General features: G+C 67.8%; 18 protein-coding genes and 1 pseudogene. 13 read left to right on the plus strand and 6 right to left on the minus strand.

Annotated features, from left to right (window positions below; all coding sequences use genetic code 11):
• Positions 1–6: 6 nt before the first annotated feature.
• From F1D05_RS33970 to F1D05_RS33990, 6 genes are all read left to right on the plus strand, one after another.
• On the plus strand, positions 7–1,443 hold the full coding sequence (locus F1D05_RS33970) for a sensor histidine kinase (RefSeq protein WP_185444392.1): 1,437 nt from the start codon (positions 7–9) through the stop codon (positions 1,441–1,443).
• The gene (locus F1D05_RS33975; RefSeq protein ID WP_185444393.1) at positions 1,440–2,117 is read left to right on the plus strand and encodes a response regulator; all 678 of its coding nucleotides are present in this window, start codon (positions 1,440–1,442) and stop codon (positions 2,115–2,117) included. The genes F1D05_RS33970 and F1D05_RS33975 overlap by 4 nt, the downstream gene beginning before the upstream one ends.
• 104 nt (positions 2,118–2,221) lie before the next feature.
• Positions 2,222–2,344 (plus strand): hypothetical protein, encoded by a 123-nt coding sequence (locus tag F1D05_RS42390; RefSeq protein WP_281388837.1) that lies wholly within the window; start codon positions 2,222–2,224, stop codon positions 2,342–2,344.
• A gap of 80 nt (positions 2,345–2,424) precedes the next feature.
• Positions 2,425–3,306, plus strand: coding sequence for an ABC transporter ATP-binding protein (locus F1D05_RS33980; RefSeq protein ID WP_206685954.1), 882 nt, complete (start codon positions 2,425–2,427; stop codon positions 3,304–3,306).
• Positions 3,303–4,475 (plus strand): ABC transporter permease, encoded by a 1,173-nt coding sequence (locus F1D05_RS33985; protein WP_185444395.1) that lies wholly within the window; start codon positions 3,303–3,305, stop codon positions 4,473–4,475. The genes F1D05_RS33980 and F1D05_RS33985 overlap by 4 nt, the downstream gene beginning before the upstream one ends.
• 108 nt (positions 4,476–4,583) lie before the next feature.
• Positions 4,584–5,549, plus strand: a complete 966-nt coding sequence (locus F1D05_RS33990; protein ID WP_185444396.1) for a LysR family transcriptional regulator — start codon at positions 4,584–4,586, stop codon at positions 5,547–5,549.
• A gap of 84 nt (positions 5,550–5,633) precedes the next feature.
• Here F1D05_RS33990 and F1D05_RS33995 read toward each other — a convergent pair whose 3' ends face one another.
• Both F1D05_RS33995 and lipB read right to left on the minus strand, forming a co-directional pair.
• The gene (locus F1D05_RS33995; RefSeq protein WP_185444397.1) at positions 5,634–7,307 is read right to left on the minus strand and encodes a hypothetical protein; all 1,674 of its coding nucleotides are present in this window, start codon (positions 7,305–7,307) and stop codon (positions 5,634–5,636) included.
• Positions 7,308–7,611: 304 nt separating this feature from the next.
• Positions 7,612–8,343: a lipoyl(octanoyl) transferase LipB gene (gene lipB / locus F1D05_RS34000; RefSeq protein ID WP_185444398.1), complete on the minus strand. Its 732-nt coding sequence runs from the start codon at positions 8,341–8,343 to the stop codon at positions 7,612–7,614.
• Positions 8,344–8,624: 281 nt separating this feature from the next.
• Here lipB and F1D05_RS34005 point away from each other — a divergent pair, with 281 nt between their 5' ends.
• Positions 8,625–10,622, plus strand: coding sequence for a serine/threonine-protein kinase (locus F1D05_RS34005; protein ID WP_185444399.1), 1,998 nt, complete (start codon positions 8,625–8,627; stop codon positions 10,620–10,622).
• Between the two features lie 220 nt (positions 10,623–10,842).
• Here the strand turns inward: F1D05_RS34005 and F1D05_RS34010 are convergent, their stop codons facing one another.
• The 3 genes and pseudogenes from F1D05_RS34010 to F1D05_RS34020 all read right to left on the minus strand — a co-directional run bounded on the left by F1D05_RS34010 (position 10,843) and on the right by F1D05_RS34020 (position 15,603).
• Positions 10,843–11,739: a TIGR01777 family oxidoreductase gene (locus F1D05_RS34010; protein WP_185444400.1), complete on the minus strand. Its 897-nt coding sequence runs from the start codon at positions 11,737–11,739 to the stop codon at positions 10,843–10,845.
• A gap of 284 nt (positions 11,740–12,023) precedes the next feature.
• Positions 12,024–14,106, minus strand: a pseudogene (gene sucB, locus F1D05_RS34015) (2-oxoglutarate dehydrogenase, E2 component, dihydrolipoamide succinyltransferase).
• A 72-nt stretch (positions 14,107–14,178) separates the two neighbouring features.
• Complete coding sequence (locus F1D05_RS34020) at positions 14,179–15,603, minus strand: dihydrolipoyl dehydrogenase (RefSeq protein ID WP_428994981.1); 1,425 nt, start codon at positions 15,601–15,603, stop codon at positions 14,179–14,181.
• A gap of 191 nt (positions 15,604–15,794) precedes the next feature.
• Here F1D05_RS34020 and F1D05_RS34025 point away from each other — a divergent pair, with 191 nt between their 5' ends.
• Complete coding sequence (locus F1D05_RS34025; protein ID WP_185444401.1) at positions 15,795–16,109, plus strand: hypothetical protein; 315 nt, start codon at positions 15,795–15,797, stop codon at positions 16,107–16,109.
• Between the two features lie 193 nt (positions 16,110–16,302).
• On the opposite strand, the gene F1D05_RS34030 is transcribed toward F1D05_RS34025, so the two are convergent.
• The gene (locus F1D05_RS34030; protein WP_185444402.1) at positions 16,303–17,796 is read right to left on the minus strand and encodes a leucyl aminopeptidase; all 1,494 of its coding nucleotides are present in this window, start codon (positions 17,794–17,796) and stop codon (positions 16,303–16,305) included.
• Positions 17,797–17,971: 175 nt separating this feature from the next.
• Here F1D05_RS34030 and gcvT point away from each other — a divergent pair, with 175 nt between their 5' ends.
• The 5 genes from gcvT (at position 17,972) to F1D05_RS34055 (ending at position 25,188) form a co-directional block, all read left to right on the plus strand.
• Complete coding sequence (gene gcvT / locus F1D05_RS34035) at positions 17,972–19,078, plus strand: glycine cleavage system aminomethyltransferase GcvT (protein ID WP_185444403.1); 1,107 nt, start codon at positions 17,972–17,974, stop codon at positions 19,076–19,078.
• A 523-nt stretch (positions 19,079–19,601) separates the two neighbouring features.
• Positions 19,602–20,900, plus strand: a complete 1,299-nt coding sequence (locus tag F1D05_RS34040) for an AfsR/SARP family transcriptional regulator (protein ID WP_185444404.1) — start codon at positions 19,602–19,604, stop codon at positions 20,898–20,900.
• A 392-nt stretch (positions 20,901–21,292) separates the two neighbouring features.
• Positions 21,293–22,300, plus strand: coding sequence for an ABC transporter permease (locus F1D05_RS34045; protein ID WP_185444405.1), 1,008 nt, complete (start codon positions 21,293–21,295; stop codon positions 22,298–22,300).
• A gap of 41 nt (positions 22,301–22,341) precedes the next feature.
• Entirely contained in the window at positions 22,342–24,102 is a 1,761-nt protein-coding gene (locus tag F1D05_RS34050) for an ABC transporter substrate-binding protein (protein WP_185444406.1), read from the plus strand.
• A 93-nt stretch (positions 24,103–24,195) separates the two neighbouring features.
• Positions 24,196–25,188, plus strand: coding sequence for an ABC transporter permease (locus F1D05_RS34055; RefSeq protein ID WP_185444407.1), 993 nt, complete (start codon positions 24,196–24,198; stop codon positions 25,186–25,188).
• Positions 25,189–25,220 lie beyond the last annotated feature (32 nt).

The following is a 25,220-nucleotide window of genomic DNA, read 5'->3' on the forward strand; positions in this document are numbered from 1 at the left end:
TGAACCATGTCCACCTCCCCTCCGGCCGCTTCGCAGCCGGCCGCCACGACCGGTAGCGCGGCTGTTTCCCAGCCCGGCACCCCGCCGGCGACCGGCGTACCGGTGACCGAGTGGTCGCGGCCAGGGCCGGCCAAGCGTGAGCAGCATCACGATCTGCTGCTCGGCCTCGGGATGGCGGTGGCGGGGATGATCGGCACCGAACTGGCCCGCGGCTCGTCCCCGGGACCGGTCGATCTCGGGATGGGCGCTGTCGAGGCCTATGTGCTCAGTGCCGCCGTCGCGTTGCCGCTGTGCTTCCGGCGCCGGTTCCCGCTGACCGTGCTGCTCGCCGTGTCGGTGCTGTTCTTCACCACCGGCGAGCGGGTGCCGTGGGCTTTCGGAGGCAACCTGGTCACCCAGGCCTCCCAGTTCATGGCTCTGTACGCCGCCTCGGCGTGGGCGAAGGACCGGCGCCGGATGAAGCTGACCATGGTGGTGGTCTTCGTCGGGATGTTCTGCTGGCTGATCTACGGCTTTGTCCAGGCCCTGCACCACGACACGATCAAGGGCGCGAAGCAGGGCCTGCTGTCGCCGTACGTGTCCTACGTACTGCTGGCTATCGCGCTCAACGTGCTCTATTTCTTCGGCGCCTACTTCTGGGGCCGTACTGCGTGGGGCACTGCCCGCCAGCGCCACGAGCTCGAGCAGCAGGCGAGTGTCCTGGCCGCCCAGCAGGCGGTGAACGCGCGGCGGGCCGTGATCGACGAGCGGCTGCGGATCTCCCGCGAGCTGCACGATGTGGTTGCCCACCACATCAGCAGCATCGGCGTACAGGCCGGTGGCGCTCGCCGGGTGATGGAGAAGGATCCGGACGCCGCGAAGAACGCCCTGGCCGTGATCGAGAACTCCAGCCGTACGGCGGTCAACGAGATGCGCCAACTGCTCGGCATGCTCCGCGCGGCCGATCCGGATCTCGACGACGAGATCGGTACGCCGAGTGCGAAGGAGCCGCAGGCAGGCGCGGACCGGCTGCCCGCGCTGGTCGCCGTGGTCGGGGGAGAGGGGCTCGAGGTCGGGTTCCACCAGATCGGCCGGCCGATCAAGCTGCCGGAGACGATCTCGGTGTCGGTCTACCGGATCGCGCAGGAGGCGCTCACGAACGTACGCCGGCACTCGACGGCTCGGAGCGCGCACGTCACCTTGCGGTACATCGGCGACTCCGCGGTCGAGGTCGAGGTGATCGACGACGGCCGGCCGAAGCATGCCCCGGTTGGGAGCCGGCTTGGTCACGTCGGCATCCGTGAGCGGGTCGGCCTGCTCGGTGGTGAGAGCGAGATCGGTCCTCGCCCGGTCGGCGGCTTCCGGGTCCGCGCCCGGATCCCGTTGCAGGCGGCGCCGGGACATCAGGTCGCCGACGCGGCCCCCGCAGTACAGGCAGCGCCCGAAGTCGAGGAGAACGCATGAGTGAGACGCCCCCGATGCGGGTGCTGCTGGTCGACGATCAGGATCTGGTCCGGGCCGGGTTCCGGATGATCCTGTCGGTGGAGCCCGATATCGAGGTGGTCGGTGAGGCGGCCGACGGCCAGGCCGCGGTCGAGCTCGCCGAGAAGCTGCGGCCGGACGTCGTCCTGATGGACGTCCAGATGCCCGGCCTCGACGGGATCGCCGCCACCCAACGGATCGTGGCCGCCGATGCCGGGAAGGTGATCATCCTGACGACGTTCGACCGGGACGACTACCTGTTCGAGTCGCTCGGCGCCGGGGCGAGTGGGTTCCTGCTGAAGAACACGGCGCCCGAGGATCTGGTCGAGGCGATCCAGGTGGTCCATTCGGGGCACGCGCTGCTCGCGCCGGAGGTGACCCGGCGGGTGATCAAGCGGTTCACCGGCGGGGGCGAGCGCGTCTATCGGCCGGATCTCGTGGCGGCGCTGACCGATCGGGAGCGCGAGGTGCTCGGCCTGATCGCGCGCGGTCTGACCAATACCGAGATCGCGACCTCCCTGTTCGTCGGCGAGGCGACGGTCAAGACCCACGTCTCCCGGGTGCTGCTGAAGCTGGGGCTGCGCGACCGCGTCCAGGCCGTCGTCTTCGCGTACGAGTGCGGCCTGGTCGTTCCCGGCGACGAACACACCTCCTGACCCCCCTCCGACCGCTTACGTCCGAACAACCGAGGGTCAGGACCCACTGTCCTTCGGACGTAACACCCCCATACTTCGAGCCGAACCCGCTTACGTCCGAACAATTGAGGGTCAGGACCCACGTCTCTTCGGACGTAACGGCGGTGCTGCGCGTACTGCGGTCCTCCCTGCGGATGACCTCGCGGGTCACACTGCGGACCGACGTGTCCGACGATCTCGATGACTAGCGTGGGAGTCACTTCCGAACGGGAGTGCCGGGCTTGCGCGTCCGGCGGGAAGCGGCAGCTGTAGAGGAACGGTGAACGGGATGCTGAGCGTGGCTGGGCTGACCCGGCGGTTCGGTGATCACCTCGCGCTGGACGACGTCAGCTTCGACGTGGTGCCGGGCCGGATGACCGGGTTCGTCGGCGCGAACGGGGCCGGCAAGACGACGACGATGCGGATCATTCTCGGAGTGCTGGCCGCGACGGCCGGCCAGGTCTGCTGGAACGGTTCGCCGTTGACCGCGCAGGTGCGCCGCGACTTCGGCTACATGCCGGAGGAGCGCGGGCTCTATCCGAAGATGAAGATCCGGGACCAGTTGGTGTTCTTCGGTCGCCTGCACGGGTTCGACCCGGTCCGGGCGGGGGAGCGGACCGACAAGATCCTCGACCGGCTGGGCCTGACCGAACGCGCCGGCGACGTCCTGGAGACGCTCTCGCTGGGCAACCAGCAGCGCGTCCAGATCGCCGCCGCGCTGGTCCACGAGCCGATCGCGCTGGTCCTCGACGAGCCGTTCAGCGGGCTGGACCCGCTCGCCGTCGACGCGATGGTGGACCTGCTCCGCGAAGAAGTGACCCCCGAGGTGCCGGTGCTGTTCTCCAGTCACCAACTGGAGCTTGTCGAGCGACTCTGCGACGACCTGGTGGTGCTGTCGCGTGGCAAGGTCGTTGCCGCGGGCCCCGTTGCCGAACTCGCGGCCGGCCCGACCACGACGTACCGGCTGGTCGTCGACGGCGACGCGGGCTGGCTGCGCGACGTACGCGGGATCAAGGTGCGCGACGTGGCCGGTGCGACGGCGTTGTTCGACGTGGAGGAAAGGGGCCAGGAGCAACAGATCTTGGCTGAGGCGATGAGCCGTGGCCACGTACTGGAGTTCGCGCCCGAGCGAGTGGCGTTGAGCGATGTCTTCCGGGAGGCGACCCGATGAGCAACGAGACCATGACGCGGCCCTGGCAGTTGGTGGCTCATCGCGAGGTCAGCACCAAGCTGCGGGACAAGACCTTTCTCGGGTCGACCGGGTTCCTGCTGATCCTCGTACTGGCTGCCGTGCTCATTCCCGCGTTGATCGCGGGCAGGAGCGGGCCCGACAAGATCGCAGTACTGGACGATGCCGGGGCGAAGGTCGTGCAGACGGCCGACGCGATCAAGGGCGGCAGCAGCTACGAAGCCACCCGTACGACGGACCTCGCCGCGGCTGAGCAGCTCGTCACTGATGGCGATGTGAAGGCGGCGCTCCTGCCGGGCGGCAACGGCTTCGTTGTGGTGGGCAAGGAGAAGGTCGACACCGACCTGCAGAGCAACCTGCGCGAGGCGGTCGCCAACCTCGGCATGGAGCAGAACGCCGCCAAGGTGGGGCTGACGCCGGAACAACTGCACGCGAACACCCAGTTGCGGGAGAAGCTGCTGGATCCTGGTCCGCTGCCCGGGGTCGTGGCCGACTTCGTCAGCATCGGGCTCGCGCTTATCTTCTACGTGACCGCGCTGGGCTTCGGCATGCAGATCGCGCAGAGCGTCGTCCAGGAGAAGGAGAGCAGGGTGGTCGAGATCCTGGCCGCCGCGATCCCGATCCGGGCGCTGCTGTGGGGCAAGGTGATCGGTAACACCGTGCTCGCGCTCATCCAGATCGTGGTGATCGGGGCCGCTTCGCTGGTCGGGCTGCTGGCGACCGGACAGGCCGACATCCTCAAGGTGGTCGCGCCGGTCGCGGGCTGGTTCGTGATCTTCTTCGTCCTCGGGTTCGTCGCCCTGGCGGGACTCTGGGCGGTGGCCGGCTCACTGGCCACGCGGCAGGAGGACCTCAGCTCGACCACCATGCCCGGTCAGATGATCTTGATGATCCCGTTCTTCTTCTCGGCCTTCGCCGGTGGCGGCGCCAAGGAAGTGGCGTCGTTCGTCCCGATCGCGTCGTCGATGTCGATGCCCGGCCGGATGCTGACCGGGAACGTACCGGTCTGGCAGCCGCTGCTGGCCATCGTGATCCTGCTCCTCTCGACCGTCCTGATCGTCCGGCTCGGGGCCCGGGTGTACGAGCGGACGCTGCTCAAAACGGGCCGCCGTCTTGGTTACCGTGAGGCGCTGGCACTCAAGGCGACCTGATCTATCGTGATTCCGGCGCGAACGTTACAGAAAGTTTGCTGGCTGTGATGAAACCGCAATACGCGACAACTGTGTCCTGAGCGCGCAACTCGACTACGGTCACAACGCATGAACGTCGAGCTGCGCCACCTGCGGGTGGTGGTCCTGGTGGCAGAAGCGGGGTCCGTCGGACGGGCCGCCCGCTGGCTCAAGGTCAGCCAGCCGAGCCTTACCGCACAGCTGAAACGAATCGAGTCAGCGTTCGGTGGCGAGCTCTTCGAGCGTTCCCGCACCGGTGTCACACCGACACCGCTCGGCCGGTACGCCGTGGATCGCGCCCGCGCCATCCTGGTCGATGTCGATCACCTGTCGGCGACTGTTTCGGCGATGACAGCGGTGGAGTCCAGCGCCGTGCGACTCGGTGGATTCCCGACCGCGCCGATGTCCGGGATCGCCAGCCGGCTGCGGGATCACGGCGAGATCGAGCAGGTCAGCATCGAGGTCGAGTGGGCTACCAGCGTGCTGCTCCAGCAGTTGGAGAGCGGTCGGCTGGACTTCGCCTTGTTGCGTGAGTTCCCCGGCTTCGAGCTGCGGCTCCCCACGGGCGTCGAGGCCTGCACGATCGTGGAGTCCGAGACGGCGTACGTGGTGATGGCGGCGGATCATCCGAAGGCCTTGGCGACCCGGCATCGCAAGGAGATCGACCTTTCCGACCTGGCCGACGAGGAATGGATCGGCGAACCGCCGGACGACAGTGGCTTCCACGTGCTGTTCCGAACTGCGTGTGAGCAGGCCGGGTTCATGCCGCGGGTCGAGCATCACTCGGTTGATACGTCGGTGCTGATGGGGTTCGTCACCAGTGGGCAAGGGGTCGCGCTGATCTCGCCTACGTCGTACCGGATGTTGTCGAGCGATGTGACAACGCGGCCGTTGGCCGGCAATCCGATCCACCGCCGGCTGATGCTGGCGTGGAGTACGGAGTCGCCGCGGGCGCAGATGGCAGGGGATGTCTGCCAGATGGCGATCCACGCGTACGACGAAGCTTTCGCCGAGCACGCCCGCTGGGGACAACACCAACGCATGCACGTCGCCTGACCGCACTTCGTTCAGCGCGGTCAGGCGACGTTTGGTTGATCAGCCGGCTTGTTTAGCCCGGCCTGTTCGGTCGGACGGCTTGGGTCAGGTGCCGGCGGGGCGGAACTGCCCGGGGAGGTCCATCACCCGGGGCGCCTGCGGAAGCGTCTCGTCGGAGAGCATCGGATTCTCGAACGCCCCGAAGTGGTGCTCACCGGTCGCGTCGTCGTCCATCCGCTCCCGGTACTGCTGCCCAACCACCTCAGCCCGTACGTCGGGCACAGGCTCGGCGTTGGTGAACGGCGCCGCCGCGGCCTGCGCAGTACCTTCAGGCGGTCGCGATCCGGCCCCGGCGTTGGAAGACGCCGCCGGAGTCGACGTGCCGTTCTGAGCCGGACCAGTCGGCTGCACCGCAGTCGCACCACCAGGCTGAGCAGGTGCAGCAGGCGTCACAGCAGTCGCGTCATCCGGCGTTTCGCCGCTAGGCCGAACCGGTGCGGCCGGCATCACGGCAGTTGCGTCAGCAGGTGCTTCTTCGCTGGGCTTAGCCGGTGCGGCTGGCGCCACGGCAGTTGCTTCGGCGGGTGCTTCTTCGCTGGGCTTAGCCGGTGTGGCAGGCGCCACGGCGGTTGCTTCAGCAGGCTTTTCGGCGCTGGGCTCGACCGGGCTGACGACCGTCGCTTCCTCTGCGGGAGCAGGGGTGGCGGGCGCCGCAGTACCGGCGTCGGGCACGGTCGGCGCTGATGCGGTCGGCGCCGGAGCGGCCGGCGCTGCCGGGGTTACCGGCTCCGCCGTAGTACGGGCCTCTGATGCTGCGGGGGTTGATGCTGCCGGGGTTGCCGGCTCCGCCGTAGTACCGGCGGTGGGCGTTGCGGCCGGGGCCGTCGGGGTGAGTTTGGTTTCGTCGTCGGCGAGGTCGTCGCCCTGGGCAACGGGTTCCTGCGCTTGGGCGACTGATTCCTCTTGTGCGGCAGGCTTCTCGGCCTGCGCGGTCTCCTCGTCCGCGGCCTGCACGGGGGAGTCGTCCTCGGTCGACGCGGTCGGGACCAGCACAGTCTGATCGCCATCGGTCGGGACCAGCCGGGTCTCGTCGGTGTCAGGCCGCTCGTCCTCGTCGGCGTACGCCTCGGCCTCCGCACCCGCTGTGGGGAACATGGCGGTGTGCTCGTCGGCCTGGTTCCGTGGCTGCACCGGCTCCGGCTCGTCGTCGAACAGGTCGTCGTAGCTCGAGTTCCCGTAACCAGCGAAGCGGTTGTCCGGCTGGTAGTCGCCGCCGGCAACCGGATACGGAGCCTGGGCCTGGTACGGCCCGGCGACCTCAGCGGCCTGCTGCGCCTGCGCCAGCTCCTGCTCGCGCTGCGCCCGCTCCGCCTCGGCCCGCTCCCGGCGACGCCGCTGCACGGACCGCACGATCAGCTGGATGCCGTACACCAACGAGATGACAGCGAGGATCGGCACGACGCCGTTCAGCGTGTACTGCTTGATGCCCTCGATCATCCCCGACGTCACGCCGGGCACGTCGTTGAGGAAGTTCGTCATCCGGTTGGGGATCCAGTGCACCGTGTAGATCATCACGCCGAACACCAGCGCCGCACCGAGCGCCGCGGCGCCCGAGAAGTACGACACGACGGCCCAGAAGATCAGCGCTCCGATGCCATAGGCAAGCGCCATCCCCTTCGCATTCAGCTCGATCCCGCCGTCGGCGGCCAGTACCCCGAACACGGCCGGACCGACCAGCGCAACTACGACACCTAAGAGGAAGCCAAAGAATTTGGACACATCACCACCGTAGCGACGTTTCCCCGCTACACAGCGACGACACTTCGCGAACCTTCGCCCCCACAGGTCACGCTCCGTCTCCACCCACCCCCGCATTGCCGCCACGCAACACGCACATGACAATCACCCACCGTATCCACGACCACCCATCGCCCGAACGACAACAGCCGCCCCACCACCCCACCGCGAAGCCTGCCCGCGAAAGCCCCTCCCCACCGGCAACCCACGGGCTTCGCCGATGGCATCGCCTGCACATCCAGGCGTTCGCCGTCGTAGGCAACCTTCCGGCGTACGGAGTGTTCGCTTAGGACACCGGGGCGGCGGTGAGGCCGTAGGTGATGCCGGTCGAGACCGCGGGCTCGGTGTGCTCCAGGTCGGGGGTGCGTTCGTACGGGTCCCAGGCGAGCACCTCGGTCAGGTGGCGTTCAACCGAGTCGAGCACCTCGGCGATGGCGACCTGGCGGCCCAGCTCCTTGGTGAGAGTGGTGACGTCGGCATCCGAGATCCCGCACGGCACGATCCGATCGAACCAGCTGAGGTCGTTGTCGCAGTTCAGCGCGAACCCATGCATGGTGACGCTTTGCGCGACCCGGATCCCGATCGCCGCGATCTTGCGCTCACGCCCACAGTCGTCCGCCGGGACCCAGACCCCACTGCGTCCCTTCACCCGACCGGTCTTCACACCCAGATCGGCGCACACGGCAATGAGAGCTTCCTCGAGCCGCCGGACGTAATCCACGACGTACACATGGGAAGCAAGTTTGACGATCGGGTAGCCGACCAGTTGCCCCGGCCCATGCCAGGTGATCTTGCCGCCGCGATCCACGTCGACAACCGGCGTACCGTCCAGCGGTCGCTCCTGCGGCTCCGTGCGCTTGCCCGCCGTATACACCGGCGGATGCTCGAGCAGGATGACAGTGTCCGATCCGCTGCCCTCGGCAACTGCCGCGTGCAGGCGGCGTTGCTCCGCCCACGCCTGCTCGTACTCAACCGCGTCGGTGCCGAACCCAGCCCTCACATACTTGATCTCACGCACGCCTTCGAGTGTATGTCGACGCGCCCGCCGCCGTTCACCGCCATCCACAGGCGACGGATTCGCGCGTCCCGCCTCGGCTTCTGCCCCGCCCAGCAGCCCTGCACCGGGCCGCGGCTCCTGGCCGACGACTCCGCGGTGTACTCCGCACTGAACGGCCGGCCCCACCCGGCCGCCCTGCACCAGCCGCGGACCGGCGGTCATGGAATTCGCGAGGCCTTGTTCGAGGCCTCCTTGTGGATAACTTCCGTGGGCCCGGCGGCAATCCGGGCATCCTCTCTGACATGGCACTCGAAGACATCGCCGGCTACAGCTTGCGCCGCGACCTCGGGTCCGGCGCGACCGGCACCGTCTGGCTGCTCCGAGACCTCGGTTCCGGCCGGCACGCCGTGCTCAAACGCATCCCGGCAGCCAAGGTCCCGGCCGTCGAGCAGTTCCGCCAGGACCTCGCCCTGACCCGCTCCCTCGACAACCCGCATATCGCCCGCCTACTAGACGTACGCCAAACCGACCGCGACTGGCTCCTCTTCAGCCAGTACGTCCCAGCCGGCTCCCTAGCGAGCCTCCTGGAACGCCGCGAACCACTCTCCACAGGAGAACTGGTCACCCTGCTCAGCCCCCTCGCGCAAGCCCTAGCTGTGATCCATCACGCCGGCCTAACCCACGGCAACCTCACCCCCGCCAACGTGATGCTCGACGCCGAAGGCCGCCCAGTCCTCACCGACGTAGGCCTCCGCACCCTCACCCACCCATCCGCAACCCCTCAGTCCGACCTCGACTCGCTCGCCCAAATCGCCCTCACCGCCGGCGCCAACCCCCGCATCTTCACCCCCACGATCTTCACCGCCCCCGCCCACCAAGTCGCCACCCGCATCCTCCACCTCGCCCAACCCACCCCAATAACCTCCCTCGCCAACCCACCAGATGGACCTGGTGCTGCTAACGGTTCGCCGCCGGCCGGTTCGAACTCGGGTTCGGTGTCAGGCGGTTCAGACGACCCCGATGGCAGGACCGGAACCAGCGCGACCGCAGGCGGCGCAGATCCCGGCGCGGGTGTCCTGAACGGCAACGGCCAAGGACCCCGACGCAAGCCTCCAAAGGACGGCTCATCGCAACACGCCCGCGAGCCATTCAGCCCCACCCCCACTGACGCGGCTACCGACCCCGCGACCACCACGGTTACATCCGGTGGTGCGGACAGCTCCCCAAAGCCACCAACAGAGGGGAGCACCCGCGGCACCCGCCGACGACAGCCAACCACGGTCGGTCGTCTACCCAAGGCACGAACCGGAGGCCGCCGCGGCCTAGCCAACGATGAACTGACAGGCGGTGACGCCGGCGGACGCCAACGACTCAAGTCACTCGACGGCCAACGTCATAGCGCGGAGAAGGTGACAACCGGGGTCCGAAGTGTGGGAACTGGAAGCGATCAACCACCGGGTCTGGCGTTCGGGTCGGCTGACCTTGGCAGTGAGGCCGGTGGGGGTGATCAATCGCCTGGAGTGGTGTATGCGACGGGAGCTGTTGCTGGCGGCCCCTATCCGAACTCGCGTCGCACACCAGGTGGACCACGGCGTCGGGGTGGAGCGCGAGGGACGAGGAGCAGACGGACTCGGCGGGGTCTTCGTCTGCGGTTGAGAGAGGCGATTGGCGGACGAGCCCCGGCGTACGGCGTACTGGCCGCGGCGGGTGCGGCCGCATTAGTAGTCCTGCTGCTCGGATTGATCACCGTCGGCGTACTGGGCGGAGGAGCCAGCACCGCAGCATCCACAGGATCTGCCGAGGCCCCGACGACGGACGCGTCGCAGAGTCCACCGCCTTCAAGCGCCGTCACACCGACGACCTCAAGTGCTCCAGCGCTTCCGTCGGCGGCAGTCTCGACCGCACCAGGAGCAGACTGGCCAACCCCCTGGCTGGACGTACTCAGAGCGCTCGACAGACAACGGTCCTCGGCATTCAATAGCGGCTCGGATACCGGCCTCGATTCGGTCTACGTCCGAGGAAGCGTGCCCTGGAAGGCGGACAAGAGTTTGCTCGCGACCTACCGGACCCAGCACCTACGAATCGAGAACCTGACGATAGAAATCCGAAGCCTCCTCATCGAGAGCGAGGAAACAGACCGCGCCGTCCTCCAGGTCGTCGACCGCCTCACCTCAGGCGCCGCCGTCGACCAGGCAGGCCGAAGAACAACCTTCCCACCCGGCAAACCAACCTCCCGCCGAATCACCCTCCAAACAACAACCCCCGGCACCTGGCGAATAACCCAAATCACCACCCTCTGACCAACCCAGCCGACGAGCCGTGCTGTGTCGGACCGAGCGTTGCTGATCCCAGCCGTACCGGGCTGGGCCGGACGGGGCCGAGTCGTACGGAGCTGAGCCGAGCCGGGCCGGGGCCGGGCCGGGTAAGTCGGCCCGAGCCCGAGCCCGAGCCCGAGCCCGAGCCGGGTAAGACGGGGTGAGCTGGCTAGGCCGAGCCTGCCTTGCCGAGCTGGGTTGGGGGTTAGGCGGGGTTCGTGAGGCTGGCGGTTAGGGCTTGGGGGGCGGTGGGGTGGGTGAAGGTGAAGTTGGCGGTGAGGAGCTTGGTGGGGAGGGCGCGTTTGCTGCCGATCAGTTCCCAGCCGAATTCGCCGAGCAGGGTGGTGAGGACGAAGGACGGGACTGGGAAGAGGGCTGGGCGGTGCAAGGTCTTGGCCAGGGCGGTGGTGAAGTCCTGGTTCGTTACTGGGGTTGGGAGGGCTATGTTCACCGGGCCGCTGAGCTCGTCGTGTTCGGCGACGAAGCGGACTGCGCGGAGCCAGTCGGTCAGGGAGACCACTGGGAAGTACTGGTTGCCTGAGCCGAGGCGGCCGCCGAAACCGAGCCGGAAGGGCAGCGACAGAAGGCGGAAGGCGGGGGCATCGCGGGCGATGACGACTCCGGTGCGGAGGGATGCGACCCGGCAGCCTGCGGCTCGGGCGGGGTCGGCGGCGCCTTCCCAGAGGCGGACTACGTCGGCGAGGAAGCCTTCGCCGAGTTCGGAGTCTTCGGTCAGGGTGCGGTCGCCGCAGTCCTTGCCGTAGCCACCGATCCCGCTCTGCGTGATGAACACCGGTCGGCGATCGAGCGTTGCGGCCGCGGCGGCGAGAGTTGCCGTCGTACTGACGCGACTCTCGCGGATGGTCTTGCGGTACGTCGGGGTCCAGGGCCGGCCGATGTTCGCGCCGGCGAGGTTCACCAGAACGTCGGCGTCGACGAGTGCCGCGGGATCGAGTTGACCGGCGGCGGGGTCCCAGCGGACCTCGTCGGGTTGGCTCGGCGTACGCCGTACCAGCCGGATCACCTCGTGGCCGTCGGCAACCAGGTCGCGGGTGAGTGCCTTGCCCAGGAAGCCGGACGAACCGGCCAGTACGTACTTCATCCGATCAACGGCCCCTCGGTCGCGGGTGGAGAACTCGGACTGGCGGCGATCCGGAGCGGCCAGCGAAACCCATCGAACCAGTACCCACGAACTCCGATAAGACCGCCCCGACGAAGTCAGGTGATGAAGCGGTCCTCACCGCACCCGGCTGCTGCTCGGAGGAGGCCGGCGGCGTCGCGCACGGAGCCTGCCGGCTCCTGGAGAGCCTCACCGGGAAGGTCAATGGGGCCGGCCGCGGTGTGCGGTCGGCCCCATCGGGGTGGTTCGGGTGGTGCTACCCGAGATCAGACGTCGAACTGGGCTTCTTCGAGGCGCTGCTTGACTGCGGTCAGGTAGCGGGCCGCGTCGGCGCCGTCCACCAGACGGTGGTCGTAGGTCAGCGCCAGGTAGACCATCTGCCGGATCGCGATCGTCTCACCCAGTTGCGGGTGGGTGATCACGACGGGACGCTTGACGACCGCGCCGGTACCGAGCATGCCGACCTGCGGCTGGTTCAGGATCGGCGTGTCGAACAGGGCGCCGCGGCTGCCGGTGTTCGTGATGGTGAAGGTGCCGCCCGCCATCTCGTCCGGCAGCACCTTGTTGATGCGGACCCGGTTGGCCAGGTCGGCGATCTTCTTCGCCAGGCCGGCGATGTTCAGGTCACCGGCGTTGTGCACGACCGGGACCATCAGGCCCTTCTCGGCGTCGACGGCGATGCCCAGGTGCTCGGCAGCGTGGTAGGTGACCTCGCCGGCCTCGTCGTTGATCGACGCGTTCAGCTTCGGGTACTGCTTCAGCGCGTCCACCGCGGCGAGCGCGAAGAACGGCAGGAAGGACAGCTTGACGCCCTCGCGGGCCTCGAACTCGGCCTTCTTCGCGTTCCGGAGCTTGGAGATCTCGGTGACGTCGACCTCGACCACGGTGGTCAGCTGCGCCGAGACGTGCAGCGAGTTGACCATGTGGCTGGCGATGGCCTTGCGGATCCGGCTCATCTTCTCGGTCGTACCGCGCAGCGGGCTGATCACCGGGGCCGAAGCCGCGGCGGGCCGGAGCGGAAGAAGCGGCAGCCGGGGCAGGTGCGGCGGCAGCAGCCTTCTTGGCCTCGGCGGCAGCGATCACGTCCTGCTTGCGGATGCGGCCGCCGACGCCGGTGCCGGATACGGAGCCCAGGTCGACGCCGTGCTCGCTAGCCAGCTTGCGGACGAGCGGGGTGACGTAGTTGGGGCCGTCGGAGGAGGAGCCGTTGGAAGACGCCGGTACTGCGGGCGCCGGGGCCGCGGCAGGTGCTGCCGCGCGTGCAGGCGCTGCCGCAGGTGCCTGGGCGGGGGCGCTTTGCGCGACGGGAGCCTGGGCGGCCGGCTGAGCGGCGGGGGCTTGGGGTGCCGGGACCTGAGCCGGTGCTGCCTGCGGGGCCGGGGCTTGGGGTGCCGGGACCTGAGCCGCGGGGGCCTGAGCAGCTGGTGCCTCGGCGGGGGCTGCCTGGGGGGCGGGGGCCGATTCGGCCGGGGCCACGGGGGCTGCGGAGGTCGCCGGGGCGGCGTCGCCGGAGCCTACGATCGCTAGTTCGGCGCCTACCTCGACGGTTTCGTCTTCGGCGACCTTGATTTCGAGGAGCTTGCCGGCGACGGGGGACGGGATCTCGGTGTCTACCTTGTCGGTGGAGACTTCGAGGAGGGGTTCGTCTACTGCTACGTCGTCGCCTACCTGCTTGAGCCAGCGGGTGACGGTGCCTTCGGTGACGCTCTCGCCTAGGGCGGGCAGGGTTACCGACGTACCGGAGCCACCTGAGGAGGCCTGCTCTGGGGCCGGGGAGGCCGCGGGGGCTGGGGCCGCTTCGGCCGGAGGCCTATTAGACGAAGTGTCCGCCGAAGAGGGTTGTTGTGCGGCCTGCGCCTGCGGCGCGGCCTCGGCGGCGGGGGCAGCCTCGGCCGGGGCGGCGGACGCGGAGCCGGCCTGAGCCGAGCTGGCGGACGCGGAGTTTACCTGGGCCGGGGCAGCGGGCGCGGAGTCGGCCTGAGGCGAGCCGGTCGATTCGGCGTCTGCCTGGGCGGCGTCTGCCTGAGCGGAGTCTGCCGGGGCGGCGTCTGCCTGGGCTGGGGCCGCTGAGGCGGAGTCGCCGGAGCCGGAGTCCGAGCCGGCGGATTCGCCGGCGTCGCCGATGACGGCCAGTTCGGCGCCGACCTCTACGGTTTCGTCCTCGGCGGCCTTGATCTCGAGCAAGGTACCGGCGACGGGGGAGGGGATCTCGGTGTCGACCTTGTCGGTCGAGACCTCCAGCAGGGGCTCGTCAACGGCAACCGTGTCACCGACCTGCTTGAGCCAGCGGGTGACGGTTCCTTCGGTGACGCTCTCCCCGAGGGCCGGCAGGGATACAGAGGTCGGCATGACGGTCGTTGCTCCTTCGTCTGATCGGTCGAGTGTCAGCCTACGGTGCCACCGGAACCGGCGGGATCCGGGTCACAACGACCCCGCCTGTCCCAGCACCGGCAAACTTACTCGTGGAAGTGCAAAGGCTTTCCGGCCAGCGCGAGGTGCGCCTCGCCGAGTGCCTCGTTCTGGGTCGGGTGGGCGTGCACCAGCGGCGCGACGTCGGCCGGGAACGCCTCCCAGTTGTAGATCAGCTGCGCCTCGCCGATCAGTTCGCCGACCCGGGAGCCGACCATGTGCAGGCCGACCACGGCGCCGTCCTTGGCCCGGACCAGCTTCACGAAGCCCTGGGTCTTCAGGATCTGGCTCTTGCCGTTGCCGCCGAGGTTGTAGTTCAGGATCTCGACCTCGCCGTACTTCGCTTTCGCCTGCTCCTCGGTCAGCCCGACGGAGGCGACCTCGGGCTCGGAGTAGGTGACGCGGGGGATGCCGGGCCTCGTCGATCGGGGCCGGGTTCAGCCCGGCGATGTGCTCGGCGACGAAGATGCCCTGCTGGAAGCCGCGGTGGGCGAGTTGCAGGCCGGGGACGATGTCGCCGACGGCGTACACGCCGGGCACGCTGGTCTGCAGGTGCTCGTCGACGGTGACGAAGCCACGGTCGAGCGCGACCCCGACCTCGTCGTACCCGAGTCCGGAGGTGTTCGGGCCGCGGCCGACTGCGACCAGGAGCAGTTCGGCCTCGATCACCTCGCCACCGGCGACGGTGACGCGGACCCCGTTGTCGTGGGTGTCGACCGACTCGAACGACGTACCGGTCTTGAAGTTGATCTTGCGCTTGCGGAACGCCCGCTCCAGCGTCTTGCTGCAGTCGGCGTCCTCGGCCGGTACCAGCCGGGGGAGTGCCTCGATGATCGTCACCTTGGTGCCGAACGAGGTCCACGCGCTGGCGAACTCGACGCCGATCACGCCGCCGCCGAGCACGACCGCGGACTCCGGCACCCGGTCGAGCGTCAGGGCGTGCTCGCTGGCGATCACCCGGTTGCCGTCGATCTCCAGCCCCGGCAGCGATCGCGAGTAGGAGCCGGACGCGATGATGACGTTCTTACCGGTGTACGTCGTGCCGTTGACCGCGACCGTCGTCGGGGACGTGAGCCGTCCCTCGCCCTCGATCACGGTGATGCCACGAGACTTGATCTGTCCCTGCAGGCCCTTGAAGAGCCGGTCGACGACGCCGTCCTTGTACTTGTTCACGCCACCCATGTCGACGCCCTCGAGGGTCGTCCGTACGCCGAACTGCTCACCCTCGCGGGCCGAATCGGCGACCTCGGCCGCGTGCAGCAGCGCCTTGGTCGGGATGCAGCCGCGGTGCAGACAGGTACCGCCGAGCTTGTCCTTCTCGACCAGGCCCACGGACATCCCCAGTACTGCGGCCCGCAGTGCGGCGGCGTACCCGCCACTGCCTCCGCCGAGGATCAGCAGGTCGTAGGTCGTGGTGCTGTCTGCCGCGTTCGTCACAGGTTCCTCCGTGGGCTACTGAGTCGGCGGGCGGCCCCGGATCGCGGGGTTCCGGCCCGGCGTCATCTTGTCATCGCGGCCGCTTACTGTCGCTTCCGGGCCCGTACTGCGGACGCCGTCGCCCACAGCAGGCCAGCAGGACGGGCGGCTCGAAAGACTGTGTACTTGCGGGTATAGGGGACACTTACTCCATGAGTTGGTTTCGCCGGAACAGGCCGGGCACGATGCGTAAGTCGGACAACCCCGACCAGGCGCACCTGCGGGAGTTCGCCCAGACCCGCCAGGGTGTCGAAGGTTTTGTCGAGCCGAAGACGGCGGTGACCGACTACACGCTGCTCCTGGTCGCCATCGACGGTGAGTGGACCCGTCGGCGCGTCCCGTCGGTCGCGTGGGCGCACAACTTCGCCAACAAGCTGGGCATTCCGTCGTACGACGCGGCCGTGGTCGGCTACCCGCCGCGGATGCGTGAGTACAACGCCCGCCAGAAGAAGAACGGCCTCGCCTAGAGCCAGCTGCCGACGCCCGGTTGGTCCGGGTGACGAGCGGCGAACGGGGCAGGGGCGGTTGGCGATCACCCAGCCAGGCAGTGGTCCCATCGCGCGCAGAGCAAAGTCAGTGCGCCGGCGGGATCGAGCGCGCCGAATCCTCAACCCCGCCCGCTGCCGGCCCACTGCCTGGCTGGAAGCCCGCACCTGGTGATCAGCTGGCGGACGCGGCCAGTTCGACCAGGGTGCGGACCGCGTAGCCGGTGCCGCCGGAGTGGGTGTAGCCGGACGGGCCGCCGTCGTTGAAGGCGGGACCGGCCACGTCGAGGTGCACCCAGTCGATGCCATCGGCAACGAAATCACCGAGGAAGGCGGCCGCCGCGAGCGCGCCGCCCCACGGCTCGCCGGTGATGTTCGCCAGGTCGGCGACCTTCGAGTGGGAGCGGAGCTTGTCAAGCATCTCCGACGGGATCGGCAGCGGCCACATCGCCTCACCGGCGGCGACCGCGGCGTCGACGACCCGGTCCCGGGCGGTGTCGGTGTTGGCGAACGCGCCGGCCACCTTGGTGCCCAGGGCAACGACACAGGCGCCGGTCAGGGTGGCCACGTCGACGATCAGGTCGGGGGCGTCCTCGGACGCCCGGACCAGCGCGTCACCGAGCACCAGCCGGCCCTCGGCGTCGGTGTTCAGCACCTCGACCGTCTTACCGCCGTACATGGTCAGGACGTCGGACGGCCGGGCGGCCGAGCCGGACGGCATGTTCTCCGCCATCGCGGCGTAGGCGGTCACCTGGACCGGTAGGCCGAGCCGCGCGATCGCGAGGATGGCGGCGATCACGGCCGCCGCGCCGGCCATGTCGGACTTCATGCTGATCATGCCGCTCGCGGTCTTCAGCGACAGGCCGCCGGAGTCGAAGGTGATGCCCTTACCGACGAAGGCCAGGTGCGTCACCGGCTTCTTCGGGGTGTAGGTCAGCCGGACCAGCCGGGGCGGGTTGGTCGATCCCTGGCCGACGCCGAGGATGCCGCCGTAGCCGCCCTTGGCCAGTGCCTTCTCGTCCAGTACCTCGACCTTGACGCCGTGTTCCTTGCCCAGCTTGACCGCGTGTGCCGCGAACTCGGCCGGGTGCAGGTCGGACGGGGGCATGTTCACCCAGTCGCGGACCTGGTGGACGGCGTCGGCGACGATCTCGGCCCGCTCGAGCGCGGCCTTGGCGTCGCGGTTGCGGGCCAGGTCAGTCAGCACGATCACGTTGCCGGGGGCATCGTCGCTGGCCTCGGACTTGTAGGCGTTGAACGAGTAGCGGCCCATCAATGCGCCCTCGGCCACGGCGCGGACGCACTCGGCGTCGGGCGTCGGCAGGGCGAACGCGACGGACTGCGCGGTCTTGGCCGCGCGGATGCCGACACCGGCCGCGGTGCGCAGGTCCTCGGTCTTGAGAGCGCCGTCCGGGGCCGTGCCGAGACCGACGGCGATCAGCATTGCCGACTTGCCGGGCTTCGGGCCGGGCACCTTGGTGACCTCACCGGTCTTGCCGGTGGCGCCGAGCCCGGACAGCACCTCCACCAGCTTCCCGCCGTACGCGGCGTTCAGCGACTCGGTACCGGCGGGCAGGGCGACGCCGCCGTCGAGCTTGACCACGCCGATGACCAGGACGTCGGTCTTGACGCCGGCTGCATCGGACTTGCTCAAAGTGATGGTGCTCACGAAATCCTCAGTCCTCCTTGACCGGGTGGCAGGTCGCCGGTCGTGACGGTACGTGCTTGCTGCCCCCGCATGCTACGCGTCGGCGGCATCCGGATGCGCGCGGATGGGGCCGGGGAGGTGGCACGGAGATGCGGGCCACACTGTTGCGCCATCGGTTTCCGGTAAGTTCCGCTGCATGACCGAGTCTCCCGTCCTGAAGAAGTCCCCGTTGCACGAGCGGCACGTCGCGCTCGGAGCCAAGTTCGCCGAGTTCGGTGGCTGGGAGATGCCGCTGGAGTATGGCGGGGTCGTTGCCGAGCACACCGCGGTACGGACCTCCGTCGGCGTGTTCGACGTGAGCCACCTGGGCAAGGCGACCGTGAAGGGAGCCGGCGCCGCGGCGTACGTGAACTCCTGCCTGACCAACGACCTGGGCAAGATCACACCGGGCCAGGCGCAGTACACGCTGTGCTGCACGGACACCGGCGGCGTGGTCGACGACCTGATCGCGTACTTGCACGCCGACGACGACGTGTTCCTGATCCCGAACGCCGCGAACACGGCCGAGGTCGTCCGTTTGCTGCAGGCCCAGGCGCCTGAGGGCGTGGTGGTGACGAACACCCACGACGACTACGCGATCCTCGCCGTTCAGGGCCACGACAGTGATGAGGTCGTCGCGGCGATCGGCCTGCCTACCGGCCACGACTACATGTCCTTCGCAGTCGCCGACTACTCCGGTACGCCGGTAGTCGTGTGCCGCACCGGTTACACCGGTGAGCGCGGCTACGAGCTGGTGGTGCCGAACGAGGCGGCAGTGGCTGTGTTCGACGCGCTGATGGCGGCGGGGGAGCAGTACGGCATCGTCCCGGCCGGGCTGGGCGCTCGCGACACCCTGCGGACCGAGATGGGCTACCCGTTGCACGGACAGGACATCTCTCCCGACATCACGCCCGTCCAGGCCCGGTCCGGCTGGGCCGTCGGCTGGAAGAAGGAGCACTTCTGGGGCGACGAGGCCCTGCGCACGGAGAAGGCGGCCGGGCCGGCCAAGATCCTCCGCGGGCTGCGCGCCGTCGGCCGTGGCATCCCGCGGCCGCACATGACGGTCGCGGACTCGAGCGGTGCCGCGCTGGGCGAGGTCACCTCCGGCACGTTCTCGCCGACGCTCAAGAAGGGCATCGCACTCGCTCTCCTCGACGCGAGCGTCAAGGAGGGCGACGAGGTGGCAGTGGACATCCGAGGCCGCCAGGAGCCCTTCGAGGTCGTCAAGCCCCCGTTCGTGACAGTCAACGTCCGCGAGAGCTGACACCGGGGCCGGCGACGGAACCTCCGTCGCCGCCCCGGAAACTCGCTCCGGCTCCGCTGGAAAGAGCCACAGCCGGCTGCTGGTGAGAGCGAGTCAGGTTGCTGCACCAAGCATCGAACAGCTGTGTTACCGCGCACTTACCAGGCGTGAAGCTTGCTGCGGAAGGTGATGGTCGGCAGGCGGGACCGCGCAGGGCGCTAGCCGCTCCAGGTCGCGGCGGCGTGCCCGCAGCCGCGACCGCCCGACGGCAGCCAGTGGGCGCGACGGCACTTTGTCGCGCAACCGCGGTGCCGCGCCGCGGCAATGGGCGCTTGGTGAGCTGAGCGCGCTGTTGCACCAGCCACGGCCCGGGACCGCTCCGGCGGCATCGGTGGGCAGCAGACCGCCCATCAGGACCATGGAAGCGGCGAACAGTCTCCAGGAAAGGTGCGGCGCGGACATCGTTCCTCCGATTGGGACGGCGAAGCCGCAGCATGTGGGAGAGCTGTTACCCGGCGCCTACCACCGGGCTACGCTGACAGCCGTGAAACGGGTCGAGTACCGGTTGCTGGGACCCGTCCAACTGCTGGTCGGTGGCGAGCAGGTCGAGTTGAAGCGCACGCAGGAGCGGTTGCTGCTGGCGATCCTGCTGCTCGAACCGGGCAAGTCCGTGCCGTCCGAGCGGTTGATCGAGCTGCTGTGGCCGGAGGAGAGGCCGGGGAACCCCAGGCGGGCCCTGCAGGTCTATGCCTCACGGTTGAAAGGTCTCCTGGCCGAGGCCGACCCAGAGACGCGGCTGGTGAGCAGCTCGGAGGGATACGCCGTCCAGGGGCCTGCCGGGCGCACTGACGTCGAGACCTTCGCCGCGCTGGTCCAGCAGGCGAAGTCGACGCACGAGCCAGAACAGCGCCGTAAGGTCCTCGTCGACGCGCTGGCGCTCTGGCGAGGCCCTGCTCTTGCAGACGTGGCATCGGAGCCCGTACGCCGACGCCTGTCGGCCGGCCTCGACGAATCCCGCTGGGCGGCGCAGGAGCTCCGTCTGGCGACCGAGCTCGAGCTAGGACGGCATCAGGAGCTACTGCCCGAGCTGGCTGACCTCAGTGCGGCTCTGCCCTTGCAGGAGACCGTGGCGGCGGCGTACATGCTTGCTCTGTACAGGTCCGGGCGGCAGACGGACTCGCTGGCTGTCTACACAAAGCTGGTACGCCGCCTTGCCGACGAACTGGGCACGAAAGTGGGTGCGGAGGTCCGCGAGCTCCAGATGTCGATCCTGCGCCAGGACGCCGCCCTGGATCTGACGCTGAAGGATCAGACCCCGCACGAGCTACCCGCGGGCACCGACCTACTTGTAGTGCGGGACGCAGTACTGAAGGAGCTGGTCGCTGAGCTGAGCCGTAGCCGACCGGACGGCGTGCCGGCTGTCGTCTGTCTGTATGGGGATGCGGTCGACAAGTCCGCTGTGGCGATCCAGCTCGCTCACCGGCTGGCAGGGGACTACAGGGACGGGCAGTTGTTCGCCCGTCTTCAAGATCCGTCAGGCGATGCCGTGCCGCCGCGGGTCGTGCTCGGGCAGCTACTGCCCTCTCTGGGCGTCGGCGAGGCGGACGTGCCGGACTCGGTCGAGGAGCGGGCGAGCGTACTGCGCAGCCGGCTGGCCGGGAAGTCGGTGCTTCTCGTCCTCGACGAGGTCGTGGATGCCGGGCAGTTGCGACCGCTGTTGCCGGCCGACGGACGGTGTGCCGTGATCGTCGCCTCACGGCAGCCGATGCTCGGTCTGGAGGACGCGGTTCATCGCGAGATCCGGGCAGTGTCCGGCGGGCCCCGATCAGGCCAGGAAAGTTGAAGCCGAAACGGGCTTGATCCTGCTTTCGAGACGTACCGGAGCCGATTTACCCGATGGTCCCCGCTCTGACACCCAGCGTGACAATCTGGCACAAAATGGCCACTGACGGCGCTGTGCCGACGCGTTTCGCGAAGGATTGATTGCTCACCGTGACCATCGGAGACAAATGTTCCGGTCCGGTACCCGTTCCGGTAACGATTTGTGCACTGGTGCCGGGCACCGCTGGTTTGGTGTCACAGTGTCAGGCAGGCTAGCGCGCGGTTGAGGGGGAATCGCCGTGTCAAAGGGTTTTGACGCACGGCCCTCTCTGAAGAGCAAATGGCTCGGCACGATCTACAGACCGCTGCCGGATCAACCACCTGAATCTGGCTGACAGAGCTGACGGAGCGCGAATGAGTATTGGGTCACCTGACTCGACCGTAGGCGTCGAGGAACACCCGGCGTCGGCTGAGCCGGTGCGTTCGGCGTCGGTCGCGCATGGCAAGTCTCCGACCCGGATCGCGATGGACCGGCTTCGCAAGGACAAGCTGGCGATGGTGTGCGTGTGCATCATTTTGTTCTTCATCTTGATCGCGGTGTTCGCGCCGTTGCTGTCCAAGCTGGAGGGGCAGGCTTACAACGCGTTCAACACCGATCTGGTTGACGAGTTCGGTTTCCCGACGATCGGCGTCAACGGGCAGCACTGGCTGAGTGTGGAGCCGAAGACCGGCCGGGACAATTTCGCCCGCTGGGTCTACGGTGCGCGGCCTTCGTTGATCGTCGCGTTCACGGCGACTCTGTTCGGCACGGTGGTCGGTGTGGTTGCGGGTCTGTTGGCCGGTTTCCTCGGTGGCTGGACCGACCGGTTCATTTCCTGGATCATCGACTTCGTCCTGAGCCTGCCTTACCTGCTCTTCGCGATCGCTTTGGTGCCGATCGTGGAGTCGATGCGTGGTGGGTCGTTCAATCTGACCCCGGAGGAGCAGGCCTCGACCCGGTTCTACGTTCTGATCTTCGTGCTCTCGTTCTTCGGCTGGGCGGGTCTGGCCCGGATCATCCGCGGTGAGGTTCTCTCGCTGCGGGAACGGGAGTTCGTCCTTGCGGCCAAGGCGATCGGTGTTCCCACCCGGCAGGTTCTGTTCAAGGAATTGTTGCCGAACCTGGTGGCTCCGATCGTCATCTCGGCTTCGCTCTCGCTGCCGGCTTATGTGACGGCGGAAGCAGGTCTGTCCTTCCTCGGTGTCGGTCTGGTCGAACCGATCCCGTCCTGGGGCCAGACCATCGCGGTTGCCACGAACTGGTTCAAGGCTGACCCCTTGTTCCTGTGGCTCCCGGTGGTTGGCATCACCGCACTGGTGCTGGCGATGGCCCTGCTCGGCGACGCGGTCCGCGACGCCTTCGACCCCAAGACTCGCCGGTAGTACGGCGAATGCCCCAGCGGCAGAAAAGGAGAAACACGACAATGCAGTGGAAACGGATCACCGCGGTGGCGGCCACGGTCATGCTGGCCGCAGTTGCCTGCGGCAGCCCGTCGTCGAGCAACAACTCCGGGAGCAACGGCGGTGCCGACTCGGGCACCACCCAGGAGAAGGCGACCGACCCGACTGCCAAGGGGCCGGCGAAAGAGCTTGATGGCGCCAAGAAGGGCGGCACCGTCACGATTCTCTCCGACGTCACGCCGGACACATTCGACCCGACGAACACGTACTACGTCGACGGTAACCAGATCGAGAAGCTGTTCTACCGGACGCTGACGCAGTACCAGCTGGACGAGAAGACCGGCAAGCCGGTTCTGGTGCCGGACCTCGCCGAGGACCTGGGCACGAAGTCGGCCGACGGTCTGACCTGGACCTTCAAGCTGAAGAAGGGCATCAAGTACAGCGACGGTACGCCGGTGCTGGCCGCGGATTACGCGTACGCGATCAAGCGCTCCTTCGCGCACGACCTGTACGACTCGGGACCGACGTACCAGATCCAGTTCTTCAAGGACGGTGACAAGTACAAGGGCCCGTACGCGGCCGGTGGCGCCGACTACACCGGCGTCGAGACGCCGGACGAGAACACCCTGGTCATCAAGTTGGCGAAGAAGTTCGACGACCTTCCGTTCTACGCGGCGTTCCCGATGTTCACGCCGATCCCGAAGGCCAAGGACACCCAGAAGAACTACGAGCAGAAGCCGCTGGCGACCGGACCGTACATGGTCCAGTCCTACAACGCCGGCACCTCGCTCAACCTGGTGAAGAACCCGAACTGGGACCCGAACACCGACCCGGTCCGGCACCAGTACGTCGACGGCTTCAACTTCAAGTTCAGCCAGGACACCATCAAGTCCCAGCGTCAGGTGCTGGCCAGCTCCGGTCCGGATGCCAGCGCGCTGAGCTACAGCAACCTGGACACCAGCCTGCTGCCCGAGGTCAAGGACCCCGCTCAGCTGGTTTCGGGTGACTCCCCGTGCACCATCACGCTCCCGATGGACACCCGGAAGATCCCGATGGAGATCCGCAAGCTGGTTGCCGCGGCATACCCGTACGACTCGTATCGCAAGGTTGCCGGTAAGAACTCGAAGACCGACCCGCCGGCCAGCACCATCCTGCCGAAGGCCGTTCCTGGCTTCGAGAAGTTCGAGCTGCCGGGTCTGAACGGAACCGGTAAGGGCGCCGAGGACCCCGCGGTCGCCGCGGACGTCAAGGCGAAGCTGAAGGCGGCCGGCAAGGAGAACTTCGAGCTCAGCCAGTACTACTCGATCGACGACAAGATCTCGACGCAGGTCTTCCAGCTGCGCAAGCAGGTCTACGAGGCGGCCGGGTTCAAGTACAAGGGTATCGGTGTTCCGAAGGCCAAGATCCGCACCTACACCGGTGACCAGAACGCTCCGGTCAACCTGGGCAAGACCCCGGCCGGCTGGTGCTCCGACTGGCCGAGCGGCACCAGCTGGTTCCCGGTGCTGTTCAAGTCCGACGCGATTGCCCTGGGCAACAGCATCGGTCAGCTGCAGGACCCGAAGCTGGACGCCGACATCGACCGCGTCACCGCGCTCGACCCGAACGCTCAGCTGAAGGAATGGAGCAAGGTCGACAAGAACATCCTGGAGAACTACCTCCCGGCACTGCCGTTGTACTACAGCGCCTCGAACTTCCCGATCGGGAAGAACCTCGGCCACGTGATCAACGACGTGACGCAGGGTATGCCTGAGTTCACCTCGATCTACCTTAAGCAGCCCTGACCGAACGCCTGAGTACTACGTTCGGCTCTGAATGAAGGGGTGGTGACCGGACCACGGTCCGGTCACCACCCTCATCGGTGAGGAGAAAGCCCCGTGCTCTATTTCGTGGCGCGCCGCCTGGTCAGCGCGCTGAGTGTCGTGCTGGTCACGCTGATCGCGACCTTCACGTTGTTCTTCGTCGCTCCGTCGGATCCGGCGGCGGCGATCTGTGGCGACCGCAACTGCACCCAGCAGCGGTACAACGAGATCAAGCGCAACCTGCACCTGGACCGCCCGAAGATCCAGCAGTTCGCGGAGTACACCGCGGGCATCTTTGCCGGCCGAACCTTCGAGACGTCCGGTGCGAAGCAGGAATGCCCGGCGCCGTGCCTCGGCTTCTCGTTCAAGAACGACCGGCCGGTGTTCGAGACTCTGAAGACCCGGCTACCGGTCACCGTCTCACTGGTGTTCGGGTACGCGATCCTGGTCCTCACCATCGGTGTCTTCGTCGGCTCGATGGCGGCGAAGAGACGTGGGACCGTGGGTGACCGGGCGCTGATGACCAGCACCTTGGTCCTCAGTTCGATCCCGTACTACATCGTTGCCCTGATGATCTCGCTCTACCTCACCATTCTCTATCCGATCCTGCCGCGCAGTGGGTACACACCGCTGACGGAGAATCCCGGCAAGTGGGTGGCGGGGCTTCTCACCCCGTGGCTCGTGCTCGGGGTCTACAACTGCACGCAGTACGCCCGGTTCTCCCGCGGCTCGATGGTCGAGACGCTGAGCGAGGACTTCATCCGGACTGCGCGGGCCAAGGGCCTGTCGGACCGGGTGGTCACCTACAAGCACGCGCTGCGCTCCGGTCTGATCCCGGTCATCACGATCTTCGGCCTGGACATCGCCGGCAGTCTGGCCGGCGCCATCTTCACCGAGAAGATCTTCGACCTTCCCGGGCTCGGTAACCTGGTCATCGACAGCCTGAACAACTACGACCTGCCGGTGATCATGGGCACGGTCCTGGTGGCCTCGGTCTTCCTGGTCATGATGAACTTCATCGTCGACATCGCCTACAGCCTGATCGACCCGCGGGTGAGGCTCGCGTGACGACACCTGGCAACGAGGGACGGAAGGCCGTC

It is taken from the genome of Kribbella qitaiheensis (genome assembly GCF_014217565.1).
In the GTDB taxonomy this organism is placed as follows: domain Bacteria; phylum Actinomycetota; class Actinomycetes; order Propionibacteriales; family Kribbellaceae; genus Kribbella; species Kribbella qitaiheensis_A.